Source organism: Mycobacterium branderi, assembly GCF_010728725.1.
GTDB classification, from domain to species: Bacteria; Actinomycetota; Actinomycetes; order Mycobacteriales; family Mycobacteriaceae; genus Mycobacterium; species Mycobacterium branderi.
In genome coordinates, this window is the sequence record NZ_AP022607.1 from 338,721 (window position 1) to 352,243 (window position 13,523).

The following is a 13,523-nucleotide window of genomic DNA, read 5'->3' on the forward strand; positions in this document are numbered from 1 at the left end:
CACCCCTCCTGTGCGCTCGGCGCGTGCATGGTTCGACTCGGTAAACCGGCCTAGCGCATGAGCGTCAAGCCCGACCTCAGTTCGCGGCGAGGTGCAACGCTTTTACCGCCGCCTGCACCACGTCTCGGCGAGCCGTATCGCCGGTGGGCGATGTGCCCAGGAAATAGGTGCTGGGGCTAGTGCCGACGACGATGATCACCACATCGTCGCCTTTGACGGTCGGATCGGCGAAGGTGACCGTGAACGTAGCGTCGATCTCGGCGGTCGGCACGCCATCGATATGACCGGATTTGGGTGCTGCCGCCGGCACCGTAGGCTCGTACGGCTCGTATAGGTCGCTTGCGGCAACACATCTCAACATCAGCTTGGCCTGTGCTGCCAGGCTCAAGGACTGGTCGAAATTGGTGATGCCCACCGTCACCTGAGCAATCCAGGTGCGGCCGCCCACGCGGCTAACCGTGTAATCCAGCGAGATCGCGTCGATCGAATTTGGTAACCGGTGTTCGGCCTTGGGCCGCCAGCCCGGCGCCACATTTTGCGGGAAGGACAAACCTCCCGCGGACACCACCCCGTTGACCGGCACCTGCCCACTCGACGCACTGTGCGTGCAGTCGGTCGCCGACCACGCATTGGGGGCCGCGGGTGAGGCTGCATCCGCGGCGGCCCCCGATGGGGGGTCCTTGCCGTAGAAGACCACCGCGACCACGACGGCCACCACCACGACGATGGCCGCGGCGACACCGCCCACAACTCCCGCCCTGCGGTTCGCGTGGCCAGACACGACCCGCAGCGCTCGGCCAGCCGCTGGTGCGGCGGGCGGGTTGAAACCGCCCAGATCCGCCGCGGGGCCGAACCTCGCCGACGGGTACTGCGCCGGCCACGACCAGCCCGACAGGACACCATCCGCATCGCCGCCGTACGCGTCGTCGGCGCGCGGGCCCTCGCCATACGGACTGATCACTGCTTCCCCGATTCGCCGCACCCGGCGCCGCTAGGGCTCCAGGCTTGCTGCCTTGGTTCCATTCTCACCCACCCACGCAGCGACACTCATCAGAAAATTGTCGGCGCCGCAGCAGCACCGGCGGCAAAGTGAGACTGGAAACGCTGGCGCCCGAACAGCGCAGGTTTTGCGGGCTGCCCCGGGTGAAGCGCGCGAGCCGGGTGGAAGCGTTCGGAGGTCGCGTGCCCGCAGTCGGCGCGATGAATGCGGCTACTTGCCCGCGAGCATGCGGTACTGGGCTGATGTTTGCTGCATTGCGTCTTTCTCGGTATCGGAAAAGACGGTGTATGCGTAGCGATCGGCCCTGGCAACACATTTGAAATGCCACTGGATCCACAGCCAAGACCCGGGTGCGGTGGGTGGTAGTGCGCCGGCTATTCGCTGATAGCACTGGGCTTCCGGAAGGCCCGGCACGTGATCATTAAGCGGCTCAACGCCGGCGACGTGAGTGAGCTCGGTGCCGATATGGTTGACCACGCGCTCGGCGGCCTCGGCGTTGCGGGTTTGGTAGACGGTGGCCGAGCGTTGACTGACGTAGTCCACGCCCGCTGTCCGTAGCGCAGCAGCTGCCTGGAGCGGGTCGGCCTCGAAGTGCAGCCATCCGGCCGGGCGCCATACCCCGGCGTTTAGTGACGGTATCGGGGCGCCTTCGCCTGCCAGGGTGGCGGCCAGAATGCGTCCCGACGGGTCTTTCGGCAATGAGCCGAGCCTGGCCGGATCCGTCGGAATGAACTGGTCGATCAGCGGTTTCTGCAGGGTAAGGCTTGCTACCACGAAGCTCTGGGCAGTGTCGGCGCGGCGGTCGGCGGTGCTGTAGGCCGACTGGTACAGGACGTAGGGCCCATACGGCGTGAAACTCTCAACGATTGGTATGCCGCCACGGGTATACCGTGTCGCGATCGCTTCCTGGTACCCGCGAATGGTCGTCGGCTCATGCGGTGAGTCTCCGGGCACCGTCGGATTAGACGCTGCCATTTCGGCTCCGGCAGCAGCTGCTGAGGCCGCGTCCGGAAACCGTAGGACCGCGTTGGTCAACCCTTGCTCGGCCCCACCAGCAGGGGATGCGACCCGCATGCTGGAAAAGCCGGCGATGAACCCGTGGCTTGCGGCGATGTCTGAAAACGGGCGGTCTAGCGTTTCGTGCACGTCGGCGGCCGTGGCGATCGGCCCTGTCCGAATGGCCGAATCAAGGTTAGGGCGCCGCTTTAGAAAATCCTTGACCTGCCAGGGGCCCACCACAAAGTCGGCCAGCCGATGCGCCTCCAAAATTCCCTGCATCACCTGATCGTCGCCGGCCGTGCCGATCGGATGGCCGGCCGCGGTGGGATAGACGCCGGTGTCCATCAGCGCCACGTTCGCATCATCTGACGCCGGTGCCATGAGCGCTTGGCCGGCAACCGTGCCTCCACAGCCCACCAGCATCGCCACCGACATGGTTGTCAGGGTCAACGTAAGTGCCCGGCCCAGACGTTCGATGTATGTCCGCAAGCCACTCACACCGCTAAGCGTGCCGTATCCCAGGGCTCATTGCGGCCGAGCCGGTAAATCGCACAGACGAAGCTGTGGTCGGGCCGCGGATAGTCACACATCGCTGTCGGGCCCGGCGGATGCCTTTGGCCGACCGGAAAGCTGTGAGACATGCACCAACACAACGTTATTGCGCCACAAACGTGTGCGCGGGCCCAGGTACCGTGTTCATACCGCTGAGGTGTCGAGAGACGAAGGTTGCGTTTTCCTGCGGTTGTGTGAAGGTGGTGTGGGCCCTGATCGTGAGGAGAGCGTATGCCGCTGGTCTCGGCTGCGATATGCCCGCACCCGATGATGTTGATACCGGACGTTGTCGGTGAGGTTGGCGAAGGGTGGGACAGGTTGCGTGCAGCCTGTCTGGAAGCGGTTCGTCAGCTGAATGTTCCCGTCTACGACGGCAAGCATGCGCCTGCCGCGGATGCGCCGCACCTGGTGGTGATCGTCGGCGGCGATGACACGACCAGGAGTTTCGACCCGTCCGGTGCGTATGGAAGTCTCCTGTCGAACGGCATTTACTGGGAGTACGGGTGGGGCAGCGATAGCGAAGACGCGCAGCCACTGCCGCTGTCTCTCACCCTCGGCTACTGGCTCCTGTTGACCGCCAAACCCGCGGGAATGATTGTGGCCGACATCGCCTTTCAAGCGATCGATTTCGATGCCTCACCGCAGGAGTGCGTTGCGCTGGGGCAGGATCTGGCCGGGCGGGCCGAGCGGGTCGCGATGCTCGTCATGGGTGAAGGGTCGACGTGTATGACGGCGAGCGGACGGGAATGGTGGGGCAAACGGGCGAGGCTGTGCGACACCAAGGTGTTGCGGGCCCTGGAACAAGCAGACGCTGACGCGCTCGCTCGACTCGATCCGACCGAGTTCCTACAGACGGCGACCGGGCGAGCAGCATGGCAAGTTTTAGGCGGAGCTGGCAGTGGGCAACGGTTCCACGGCCGATTGCATGGTGATACAGCCGTTAGCGGCCTGGGATATTTCGTGGCGAGCTGGGCTCAGCGCAGCGACGTTCGCTGACTCACCAGAACATGTGAAACACAACGGGTTCGGAAGATGAGGTGTGGGCCAGTTCCGAGTCGGCCTTACCAGCCAGATTCTCAACTCGCGGTATTCGCCGACTGCGCTTGCCCGCGCCGACATGTTGACCGCGGCAGCCGCCAATGTCGACTCCTACTAAGATTCTGCGCGGCCTCAACAAGCTGTGAAATCGCCAGATCACTGTCGGCGTAGGCAGCGTCCACCGATGGGGGCGGTGATGTCCCGTCGAAGTATTGCCCGTGACGCAGGCGGGGAGAGGCGAGAATATCTGGATGGACTTCGCAATGCGCTACGACCGCTGGTATCGGCCACTGGCATCGCTGTTGGGCGTAGGGCCCAGGTGGACGAAAATTCAGGTGCTCGACGGCACGCTGCACATCAAGCACGGCTGGATCTTTCGGATGGATGTCCCGCTCACCGATATCGAGTCCGCGAGTCAGGTGGCCGAGCGGCCCTGGGCGTGGGGAGCGCATCCGGCCAAAGACGGCTGGCTTGTCAATGGTTCACGACGCGGCATCGTCGAAGTCAGGTTCAGCCGGCCTGTCGAACCGAAAAGAGCATTGCGAGGCGCGAATTGGCTCGGCGCGGATTGGCCCGGGGGATTGCCCCGCGCCGTCTATATCAGCGTCACTGAACCGGATGCCTTTATCGCCGCGGTCACCTCGCACAGCTGATAATTGCGGCAACGCATGGCCCGGTGTGGTTCTCTCATCCCAGTTACCGGTTGCCTGGCTGTTGTTGCGGTTCGGTCAACTGTCGGTACGGGCGCGGCGCCCACTCCATCCTTCAAGCGGATTCCATGACCGGCTGCGCTTGACGACGTGCAGATAGTAGGCGTAGTTCGCGGTCAGCATCACTGCCACCGCGAATGCCACACCCACCGGGCGAGCGATCGAATCCGGTACTGGGAGGACAACCATCGCCGCCGCGAGGGCGATCGCCGCCGCGAGCAGCGTAATTCCTTTGCGCCACATGCCTTTGGCCATGAAATAGAACGGCCCGAACAAGAATGCCGGGAAGTTGCCGGTGAGACGGAACCTGGCGCCAAACGGCAGCGCCTTGTAGGCTTCCCGCGCCGCCGGTGACGACGACGGCAACCCGTAGGCGTCAAAGAAGGCGAAGCGCTGCTGCCAGCGCTGCGGGACGTCGTTGATGTCGTAGCTTTCGGGCACACTCAGACATTACAGCCGCGCCGCGTCGCGGACCCGCATGAATCTGCACCGGCCCGGCACGATCAGACCCGGACATCAACTGCGTGGCGACGGCGGTTCAGCTATGTGGATGGCAGGCTGATACGAGGTCCTTTTCTTCGGAGACCAGCTCGTTGACAGTGTTCTGGTAGGCGGTTTTTTGGTCATGGATGGCGTCCGGCGATGGGCTGGCCCCCGGGTCTTTTCGTATGTCCTGCACCTGCGACACCGCCTGTGCGGATAGTTCAGCGATCCGACGCAGGTGTCGGGAAACCTCCGGTGTGGACGGTTGGCGCGCGTAGTTCTGCAGCTGATTTGACCAGTCCTGGTACCGGCTCAGGTCCGGATCGCCGGCAGTGATCAGATTGGGGTCGAGCATGTCGCGATGCGCGTAGATGAAGTCGACGACATCACTGGCGGTGTGGCATTCCGGCGTGAGACCCGCCGTGTGGCTCTCGAATGCTCCCGATAGGTAACCTATTGTCCCGAAACCGATTCCAGCCACTGCAATCACCAGCAGCGTCGCCAAGATTCGCCGCGGCGGCAAGACGACGGAATCCTCGGTCTCGCTCGCTGCAGCCGCTGCTTCAGGAATATCGGTGGCGGCTGCGCGTAGCAGCTCAACATTCTGTGGTAGTCGCCGCGCCTTGTACGAGGTCCATGCGAAATATGTTGCGAAATAGACTGTGAATCCGGTCCATAGCAGCCCGCGCCGTATGTCGTTGTCGACGAACGCCAGCACGGCAAGCACAAGGTACATCGCGGGCATCCACCACTTTGCCGTTGTCTGCCATCGGGTCGCGCGACGAAGGTAGGCCAGGCTCACGGTGCCCACCCGGATGGCTGAGGCCAGGACGCGAGGATCGGAGGGAACCTCACCGCGCCGCAGTGCCCTGCTGACCTGACTGCGCTGCTCGAGATTCAGCCCGGTGAGGGCCGCGGCGTATTGGTGTCGTACCGGCTTCTCCAAGTAGACCATCGGCCCGGCAACGGCCAGGCTCAATCCGGCTAGCGACACCAGCGCCCACAGCCAGCCGGTCCTGCCGACAAATCCCGGAAACAGTGCCGCCACGATCGCGGTGAGCATCACCGCACTCACCAACCCGTTAACCAGCCAGCGCGCCCACCACGGCGCCACCACCATCCGTGCCCACATGGTTTGCGAGTTCATCAGATCCCGATCCGCGAGACTGCAACTACCGCGGCGGCGAGAAGCGCTGCGGCGGCGGGGGATAGGCGCCGGGGTAGGGATACTGCTGCGGCGCTGGGGGATAGGCCCCGTGGTACGGGTACTGCTGCTGGGGTGCGGCATAGCCGCCGGAGTACGGATACTGTTGCGGCGGCGGGGAATAACTGTGCGAAACGGGGAATTGCCCTCCGCCGGAGGGCTTTGCGCGGTTGGCCAGCGCGAGCCTGGCCGCGAGTATCGAGACCGCCATCAGCAGCGTCCCGGGTAGCCGTTGGTGGAGGCCCAACAACAGGACCGCCGCGGGGACCCAGCACAGCGCGGAGATGGTCCACAAAACAATTGGTTTGCGGTAGGGCGCTTGCTGCGGCGGCGGCGATGAGTCGTACTGAATCGGGTTGTGCGGGAAGGTCATCGGTTTCTCCTGTGAAAGTGTCAGCGAGTGTAAGGGACCGGCACGGGCAGCGGAGCACCAGCTGGCCGCGACTGACGGGCACTGTCGGCCGAGGTGGTGCCCGGGCCCATCAGCCGGCCTTCGGAATGCTCTTGCCAATCTCCGGCACGATCTTGGCGGCCTGGCCGGTGGGGTCGCCGCCGCACACCATGACGTCGATGGCAACGTTGTAGCGTCCGCCCATTGCGCGTTCGCATGCCCCGAGGCCTTCCCCGGTGCTGGTTCGCTTCAGGGTGATCACCGTGCCGTTGTTCTCCACGGCGGGCTGACCGAATTGCCACTGCTGGGGCGTGTCGGAAGCGTCGGGTGTGGTCGTCACCTGCCGGTTCGCGCAGCCCTTCCAGCTGTCGGCCGCGTGATCCAGATACTTGCTCGCCTGATCCGCGGTCGGGAAACCGACCACCGATTCGACCACCAGCCGGTCGCGCAGGATGACCAGCTTGTTGTGACCCATCACTTCGGAGCGCACGTCGGTGGCACCGCTGCCGTCGTAGGACTTGGCCTGCGCCGGCGCCCAGGCGCCGAGGCACTCGGCGTTGTCGATCACGGAACTGTCGTCGTAGAACTTGGCGGACTTGTTGAGCACCTTCACGCTGGGCACTCCGACCAGCGGCGCGACCTGGTTCTCCTTGAGCAGCAGGCCCGCCAGGTCGCTGCCGTTTCCGCTTTCCCAGAACTGCGGGATCGGGCCCGACGGAGCCGCGGCGGCGGTCGGCATCCCGGCCGCCGCCCCGGCGACAACAGCCAGGGCGGTCAGGCTGACGGCGGCGGATTTGCGGATCATGGTTACTCCTCGTTGGCTCGGATGAAGCGGAGCGCTTCAGGTGCTATGACCGTAACCCACAAACCGTAGCAACGCAACAGTCTGGTTCCATTAATTTGTGGCGGGTGGAGGGCGGTGTGGTGACGCGGCCTGCCATGGATGTGCGTCACGGCGCAGATGAATCCGCTGAACTGGCCTTTCGGCGCCTCGTCGCGACTCGCGAGGTTGCCGGCGGCACGGCCGATATCGAAGCCGGCGCTACGGTGAACACACACATAGCTGTAGCAGCACTGCCACAGTTTCGCCGCGACGGCGAGGCGATCTGGCGCCGCTACAAGGACTCGGTTGCTACCACTGGGGCGGCCGGTAGCCACCCGGGCCGGCCTGGCCGTATTGGCCCGGGTGCTGCTGGCCGTAAGGCTGCTGGCCGTAGGGCTGCTGACCGCCGCCGTGCCACGGACCGCCGTGCCCGGAGCTACCACCGGTCGGCCTGGCCGGCAGGCCCAGGGCCATCCGGACGGCCGGGATGAACATCAGGCCGCCGGCGACGGCGATGAACAGGCCCGCGATCAGGTCGTAGGTGATTCGGCCGGTGGCGCTGTACTGGGCTTCGCAGATGATCGCGAACAACAGCATGGCGGCGCCGCCGCCCAGGAGCAGGAAGTGCCCGACGGGTTTCTTGAGGAAAACGCTGATCGCACCGCCGAGAGCCGCCAGACTGCCCAGGATGATCAGCACCAGGTAGATCACCAGGGCGGCGGGGACGCCGGGTGCCTTGCTCTTGACGGTCTGCTTGCACAGGTCGGAGTACTGGCCGGTGATCTCGTTGCAGGCATCCGATGCGTGGCTGACAGCGCTGCTCACGTTGATCCACAGCGTCAGGGTCAAGATGGCGCCCAGCAGCCCCAATAGTCCGATCGCGCCCAGCGCGATCCAGGTGATGATCTGCTTCGAATCGGGCCCGGCGCCCGGTGCGCCGTACCCGCCGGGACGATAGGACGGCCGACCGTATCCCGGCTGCTGGCCGTAACCGCCCTGGCCGTAGCCGGGCTGGTTGCCGTAATTGGTTCCGGGTTGGGCAGGACCGGACGGGGGTGGCGCGCCGTAGGGGTAGGGCGGTTGCTGGCCGTAGCCGCCGGCAGCGGGTTGGCCGCCGTAACGGGGAGTGCCCGGCTGCCGTGGATCACGTGGCTGGCCGCCGGGTGGCGGCGGGAAACCTGCCGAGGGAGGTTGCATCCCGGCATCGTACTGCTCACGGCCGCGCTCGGGTCCGCCCGGCGGCAATACCCGCGTCGCCTCGCCCGCTGGATCCCCGTGATCGGCGCCCGAACGTTGCTGGCCGCCGCGGCCGACGATTTCGGTCTGGTCAGGGTCGCGCGGCGCCGGGTTGCGGCCTTGCGCCGGCCTGGCATCGGATCGGTTGGGCTCGTTGCCGGGCGGCCACGGAGTACTCATCAGCTGTTCTCCCCTTAGCTGGGCGTCCGCATCGATCGGCAACTGCTGCGCGGGGGGCGCCACGCCCGACGCGAACATAGTAAGTGGCCGCGGCCCGCGGCAGGGGCAGCCAATTGCAGTCGGCCGCCGCCGGGGTGGGCACGAGGCGCCGGGCTGCGAAGCGTTTTCATCGCACGCTTCACCTGCCCGGCCGCGCCGAGGCAAGGGTCGGATCGCTGCGACCAGGACAAGGCGCGGCGCGCATAGTTTGCCGTGCCAGGGATAGGCGGTGCGGTAGATTTCCCGAGGGCCACAAAGGAGTAGCAGCGCGATGATTAAGGACGTCGGGTCGGTTCAGCTCGTGCGCCGCGTCGCCGTCGCGGCCGCGGCGGTGACGATGCTGGCCGGCTGTGGCAGCAGCGTGGTGTCAGGTTCGCCGATGACGGCGCCCGGGGCCGCCCAGGGGCAGAACCCGGGCGGTGGGCAGGTCGACGTCGCGTCGCTGAATACCGGCAACTACCCGACCACACCGGCACCGCCACTGGGCAATGCCGGCAGCGAAGAGCAGGGCCGGGTACTGGAAGCCCAGCGGTTGGCCAACAACGTGGTCGGCCCGTGGGAGGTCGATCCGGCCCTGGTAACGGGGATCTCGTTCCAGACGTCGGTGATCGAAGACATGTCGCCCGGCATCAACAAGGGCTTCGGCAACATCACCGACTCCAAGATCGCCGAGGCGGCGCAACCGGACCACTTCCTCCTCGGGTTCGCCTCCACCAGGAGAATGGAAGGTCCGGAGCTGGCAAGAAGGCTGACCAACGCGGTGCTGCGCTTCGCCGACCCGGCATCCGCCGCGGCGGCGGCCGCCGACATGTCGGCCAAGGCGCTCACGGTCAATGTCGACATCTACCAGAAGCGGCCCATGCCGATCCCGGGTCATTCCGACGCGCAGGCATCCACCTACGACCTGCCCGACGATGAGACACATGGCAAGGTCGGTGCCGTCATGTCGTTCACCCCGCACGGCACCTACGTGTTGTATCAATACGCGACATCCAAAGACGGCGTCGATGCGGCCGCCCAACTGATTTCGGGCACCCTGGATCGCCAAAAGCCGCTCATCGACCGGTTCTATGCGGCCGACCCGGCGGGGTTCGCCGATCTGCCGCGCGACCCGACCGGGCTGCTGGCCCGCGTCCTGCCGCGCACCGGCACCTACGCCGACAACCCCAACATGATGGCGGTCTTCGAGCCGCGGGCCGCGCTGAACTATCAGCTCGATCCGATCAAGGACGCGGAGAATTTCAACAAGGCCGGGGTCGCACACGTTGCAGCGGGAAAGACCAATGTCTATGAAACCATCGATGAGACGGCCGCCGGCCAGCTGCGCGACGCATTCGCCGATGAAGTGACCACGCTGCTGCAGCCGCCGGACAAACCCGCCGAGCCGGTGCCGCACCTGCCGGGCAGCAAGTGTTTTGCACCCACCGGCAAAGACCCGAATGCTTCCTTCTCGTGTTATGCGGTGGCCGATCGGTACCTGATCGAAGCATCCTCGGGCCAACTGTCTGATACGCAGCAACAAACCGCCGCCCAATACCGCATGCTGATGGCCAAATGAGCCCGGCGCCGACCCCCGAGAGGCGATCATGCCGACGCTGAGGCACCGGGCGGCCACGGCGGCGCTGGCCGCGACGCTGTGTCCGGGGTTTGTGGCCGGCTGTGCGTCGACCGTGGTCGGGGAGGCGATGAAGGCCCCCGGATCGAGCGATTCGGTGGACGTGGCGCTGCTGGACACCGGCCCGTACCCGACGCATGCCACCCACCCGTTCGGCAAAGCCGATACCCCCGAGAACGGCGCCTATCTCGAGGCGGTGCGGATGGCCGAATTCGTCACCGGGCCATGGGAAGTCGACGCCACCCTGCGCAAGCAGGCCTTGCCCAACGGGTCGCTGTCCACCCTCAAGACGCTCAAAGCGCAAATCGGCGACGAGCCCTCCCAGGCGGCGGCCGCACATAGCTTCATCACCGCGTTTGTCAGCTCGCGCAACCTGATGGGCCCCGGCGAGGCGAAGGGCTTGTCGAATATGGTGATGCGATTTCCCGACGCCGACGCGGCGGCCGCGGCCGCTAAGGAGATGGGGGCCGCAGAGCTGCGGATGGAATCGTCGGTCACCACGCCCCACGTGCCGGTGACGATTCCGCGCCACCCGGAGGCGTTCGCGGCGTCGTTCGAGAACAAGGTGTGGGGCCACGTGGTGGCCAGCTACGCCGCGCACGGCCCCTACGTCCTGTATCAATTCGCCAACACCAAGGACCGGCCCGAGATAGACGACCAGCTGGTTGCCACCGCCCTCGACATACAGGCATCCCGAATCGACGACTTCCAACCCACCGATCCGGACAAGCTGGCCGATCTGCCGGTCGACCCGACCGGCCAGCTGCTGGCCCGCACGATGCCGCCGACGCAGGGGGAAAACCCGCTGCCCACGGCAGGGGTTTACCAGCCCGGCGCCGAGCTGCACTTCGAATACGACCCCGCCGAAGCGGGGCAGCTGTTCACCGCCGCCGGTGTCGAGGTGGTCACCCAGCGCTGGCGCACCCGGGTGTATCAGGCCCACGACGCCACCGGGGCGGCCCGCGTGGTCAACCGGTTCGTGCTCGACACCGCGGCTAAGCCGATGCCCGGTATCAACGGCCTGCCGGACGCCAAGTGCTTCGACCAGGGCGAGAACATCGGCCCGTTGCGCTTTGCGTGCCTGGCTGCCGTCGAGCGGTACGCGTACATCGCGATGGCCGGTCAGGAAGCCCAGGCGAAGCAGATTGCGTCGGCCCAGTACCGCATCCTCGCCGGTAAGTAGGGCGGGGGACGACGACATGGTGCTAAGCCCGGGAGAGGTGGTCGCCGGTTACCGCATCGAGAAGGTGCTCGGCTCCGGCGGTATGGGCACGGTGTATCTGGCGGCGAACCCGGTGCTGCCGCGCAAGGACGCCCTCAAGGTGCTCAGCTCCGAGCTGTCGCGCGACCCGTCATTTCGCGCCCGGTTCATCCGAGAAGCCGACCTGGCCGCCACCCTGGACCACCCCAACATCGTCACCGTCTACACCCGCGGCGAGACCGAGGACGGCCAGCTGTGGATCGCTATGCAATACGTGGCCGGCAGCGACGCGCACAACGAGCTCGATGAAGGCCGCATGACCGTCAAACGCGCGGTCCACATCACCGGCGAGGTCGCCAAGGCGCTGGACTACGCGCACCGGCGCAACCTGATTCACCGCGACGTCAAACCGGCCAACTTTCTGCTGGCACCCGACGACGAGCGGGTGCTGCTGGCCGACTTCGGCATCGCCCGCGCACTCGACGACAGCATCGGGCTGACCGCAACCGGGATGGTGATGGCCACCGTCGCCTACGCCGCCCCCGAGACGCTGGGCACCGGCCACGTCGACGGGCGCGCCGACATCTACGCGCTGGGTTGCTCGCTGTACCGGATGCTCGCCGGTGAGGCGCCGTTCTCGTCATCCGGCGGGATGGCCGCGGTGATGGCCGCCCACCTATCCCAGCCGCCCCCCCGCGTCACCGACCGGGTCAGGCACCTGCCACCGGCCATCGACGCGGTGATCGCCAAGGCCCTGGCCAAAGACCCCGACCAGCGCTACCAGACAGCCCGCGAGTTGGCGCTCGCGGCCGCTGAAGCGCTCGAAGAGCCGGCCACCAGACCGGTGAGCCGGCCCGCGCCGCCGCCCGAACCGCCGCGCACCCAATGGTCGGGGCGGCCACCGCAGGGCCCCCCGCCGACCGGCGATGTGCACACCTATCCCAGCGGATACTTCAGCGGACCGCAGCACGCTGCAAGCGGGGCACCACCGGCCGCGCCGCCCGCCGTGCACGGCCAGCGGCACGACCTGCGCCCACCGTCGCACCCACCCGAGGCCGCGCGGCCGCCGCGGTCGCGGCGCGGGTGGATCATCGCCGCCGTCGCCGCGGTGGTGCTCATCGCCACCGCCACGATCGGCGCCCTGCTCTTCACCGGCGGTTCCGGCCACGGCTACTCGCCGCAATCGTTCGACACCGTGCACGGAAGCGTCCGCATCGACGCCGAGCCGCACGCGGTAGCCGCGCTCACGCCCGGCGACGGCGACGCGGTGCTCTCGCTGGGAGTGCAACCGGTGGCCCTGGTCGCCCCGAGCGCCCTGCCCGAATGGGAAAAGCAAATGGTCACCGGCACGCCGACGACGCCGACCAGGATCGACACCGCGGCGATCGCCGCCGCCAAGCCCGACGTCATCATCGGCACCGGCAGCATCGACGACGCCACCTACAACGCCCTGGCCGCGATCGCCCCCACCGTGACCCGGCCGCAGAATGCCGGCCCGGGATGGAGCTGGCAGGATCAGCTGACCTGGATCGGACGGATCCTGGGTCACGACGACAAAGCCAAGCAGCTCATCGAGAAGGCCCGCACCCAGCAAGACGACCTGCGCGGTAAGCACCCCGCGTTCGACGGCAAGAGCATCGCCACGGTCAACGTCAGCGACGACGGGGTCACCGCGACCCTGCGGCCCAGCAGCGCCAGCAATTACCTGGAGGGGCTGGGATTTCGCTACATCGACACGCTGAAGCGCACCTCCAGCGATCCCGGTGACACCCGCAAGACGACGGGCGCCAGCCTCTACGACATCTTCAAGGCCGATGTCCTGGTGGTGGTGCGCACCGACAAGCTCGCCGGCGGCGGCGGGTACGGCGGTCTGCCCGACCAGTTCACCACGTATCGCGGTGCGATGGTCATCGTCGACGATCCCAACGTGATCGCCGCGCTGAACACCGGCGGCTACGCCGCTACGGAATACCTGAACTCACATCTGGTCAGTCTGCTGGCCCAGCAGGTCCACTAGCCCCGCCCGCCGGGCCGGTCGCGGCGGTGCTTACG

At 66.5% G+C, this 13,523-nt stretch carries 12 protein-coding genes; 5 read left to right on the forward strand and 7 right to left on the reverse strand.

Going from position 1 to position 13,523, the window contains the following annotated elements; genetic code table 11:
• Positions 1–76: 76 nt before the first annotated feature.
• Positions 77–715, reverse strand: a complete 639-nt coding sequence (locus G6N47_RS26655) for a hypothetical protein (protein WP_163659907.1) — start codon at positions 713–715, stop codon at positions 77–79.
• A gap of 495 nt (positions 716–1,210) precedes the next feature.
• On the reverse strand, positions 1,211–2,497 hold the full coding sequence (locus G6N47_RS26660) for a DUF7373 family lipoprotein (protein ID WP_139799580.1): 1,287 nt from the start codon (positions 2,495–2,497) through the stop codon (positions 1,211–1,213).
• A gap of 285 nt (positions 2,498–2,782) precedes the next feature.
• Here G6N47_RS26660 and G6N47_RS26665 point away from each other — a divergent pair, with 285 nt between their 5' ends.
• Entirely contained in the window at positions 2,783–3,547 is a 765-nt protein-coding gene (locus tag G6N47_RS26665; RefSeq protein ID WP_232080432.1) for a class III extradiol ring-cleavage dioxygenase family protein, read from the forward strand.
• Between the two features lie 293 nt (positions 3,548–3,840).
• Positions 3,841–4,242 carry a hypothetical protein gene (locus G6N47_RS26670; protein WP_083132726.1) on the forward strand — a complete coding sequence of 134 codons (402 nt, stop codon included), beginning with the start codon at positions 3,841–3,843 and terminating at the stop codon, positions 4,240–4,242.
• A gap of 75 nt (positions 4,243–4,317) precedes the next feature.
• On the opposite strand, the gene G6N47_RS26675 is transcribed toward G6N47_RS26670, so the two are convergent.
• The 5 genes from G6N47_RS26675 to G6N47_RS26695 all read right to left on the reverse strand — a co-directional run bounded on the left by G6N47_RS26675 (position 4,318) and on the right by G6N47_RS26695 (position 8,616).
• Complete coding sequence (locus G6N47_RS26675; protein ID WP_139799581.1) at positions 4,318–4,740, reverse strand: DUF2628 domain-containing protein; 423 nt, start codon at positions 4,738–4,740, stop codon at positions 4,318–4,320.
• A 97-nt stretch (positions 4,741–4,837) separates the two neighbouring features.
• Positions 4,838–5,929, reverse strand: coding sequence for a hypothetical protein (locus tag G6N47_RS26680; protein WP_083132727.1), 1,092 nt, complete (start codon positions 5,927–5,929; stop codon positions 4,838–4,840).
• 25 nt (positions 5,930–5,954) lie between these two features.
• Positions 5,955–6,359, reverse strand: coding sequence for a hypothetical protein (locus G6N47_RS26685; RefSeq protein ID WP_083132728.1), 405 nt, complete (start codon positions 6,357–6,359; stop codon positions 5,955–5,957).
• A gap of 109 nt (positions 6,360–6,468) precedes the next feature.
• Positions 6,469–7,182, reverse strand: coding sequence for a sensor domain-containing protein (locus G6N47_RS26690; protein ID WP_083132729.1), 714 nt, complete (start codon positions 7,180–7,182; stop codon positions 6,469–6,471).
• Between the two features lie 327 nt (positions 7,183–7,509).
• A complete protein-coding gene (locus tag G6N47_RS26695; RefSeq protein ID WP_139799582.1) occupies positions 7,510–8,616 on the reverse strand; it encodes a hypothetical protein in 1,107 nt (368 codons plus the stop codon).
• Positions 8,617–8,926: 310 nt separating this feature from the next.
• On the opposite strand from G6N47_RS26695, the gene G6N47_RS26700 reads away from it, so the two are divergent.
• The 3 genes from G6N47_RS26700 to G6N47_RS30110 are packed head-to-tail and all read left to right on the forward strand — an operon-like array spanning position 8,927 to position 13,488.
• Positions 8,927–10,213: a DUF7373 family lipoprotein gene (locus tag G6N47_RS26700; RefSeq protein WP_083132731.1), complete on the forward strand. Its 1,287-nt coding sequence runs from the start codon at positions 8,927–8,929 to the stop codon at positions 10,211–10,213.
• A gap of 28 nt (positions 10,214–10,241) precedes the next feature.
• Complete coding sequence (locus tag G6N47_RS26705; protein ID WP_083132732.1) at positions 10,242–11,453, forward strand: DUF7373 family lipoprotein; 1,212 nt, start codon at positions 10,242–10,244, stop codon at positions 11,451–11,453.
• Between the two features lie 16 nt (positions 11,454–11,469).
• Entirely contained in the window at positions 11,470–13,488 is a 2,019-nt protein-coding gene (locus G6N47_RS30110; RefSeq protein ID WP_083132733.1) for a serine/threonine-protein kinase, read from the forward strand.
• The last annotated feature ends 35 nt before the right edge of the window (positions 13,489–13,523 follow it).

Bases quoted from the DNA above. Each gene is read 5' to 3' on its own strand.
- G6N47_RS26665 (WP_232080432.1), top strand. From the start codon at position 2,783: ATGCCGCTGGTCTCGGCTGCGATATGCCCGCACCCGATGATGTTGATA.
- G6N47_RS26670 (WP_083132726.1), top strand. From the start codon at position 3,841: ATGGACTTCGCAATGCGCTACGACCGCTGGTATCGGCCACTGGCATCG.
- G6N47_RS26680 (WP_083132727.1), bottom strand. From the start codon at position 5,929: ATGAACTCGCAAACCATGTGGGCACGGATGGTGGTGGCGCCGTGGTGG.
- G6N47_RS26685 (WP_083132728.1), bottom strand. From the start codon at position 6,359: ATGACCTTCCCGCACAACCCGATTCAGTACGACTCATCGCCGCCGCCG.
- G6N47_RS26690 (WP_083132729.1), bottom strand. From the start codon at position 7,182: ATGATCCGCAAATCCGCCGCCGTCAGCCTGACCGCCCTGGCTGTTGTC.
- G6N47_RS26695 (WP_139799582.1), bottom strand. From the start codon at position 8,616: ATGAGTACTCCGTGGCCGCCCGGCAACGAGCCCAACCGATCCGATGCC.
- G6N47_RS26700 (WP_083132731.1), top strand. From the start codon at position 8,927: ATGATTAAGGACGTCGGGTCGGTTCAGCTCGTGCGCCGCGTCGCCGTC.
- G6N47_RS26705 (WP_083132732.1), top strand. From the start codon at position 10,242: ATGCCGACGCTGAGGCACCGGGCGGCCACGGCGGCGCTGGCCGCGACG.
- G6N47_RS30110 (WP_083132733.1), top strand. From the start codon at position 11,470: ATGGTGCTAAGCCCGGGAGAGGTGGTCGCCGGTTACCGCATCGAGAAG.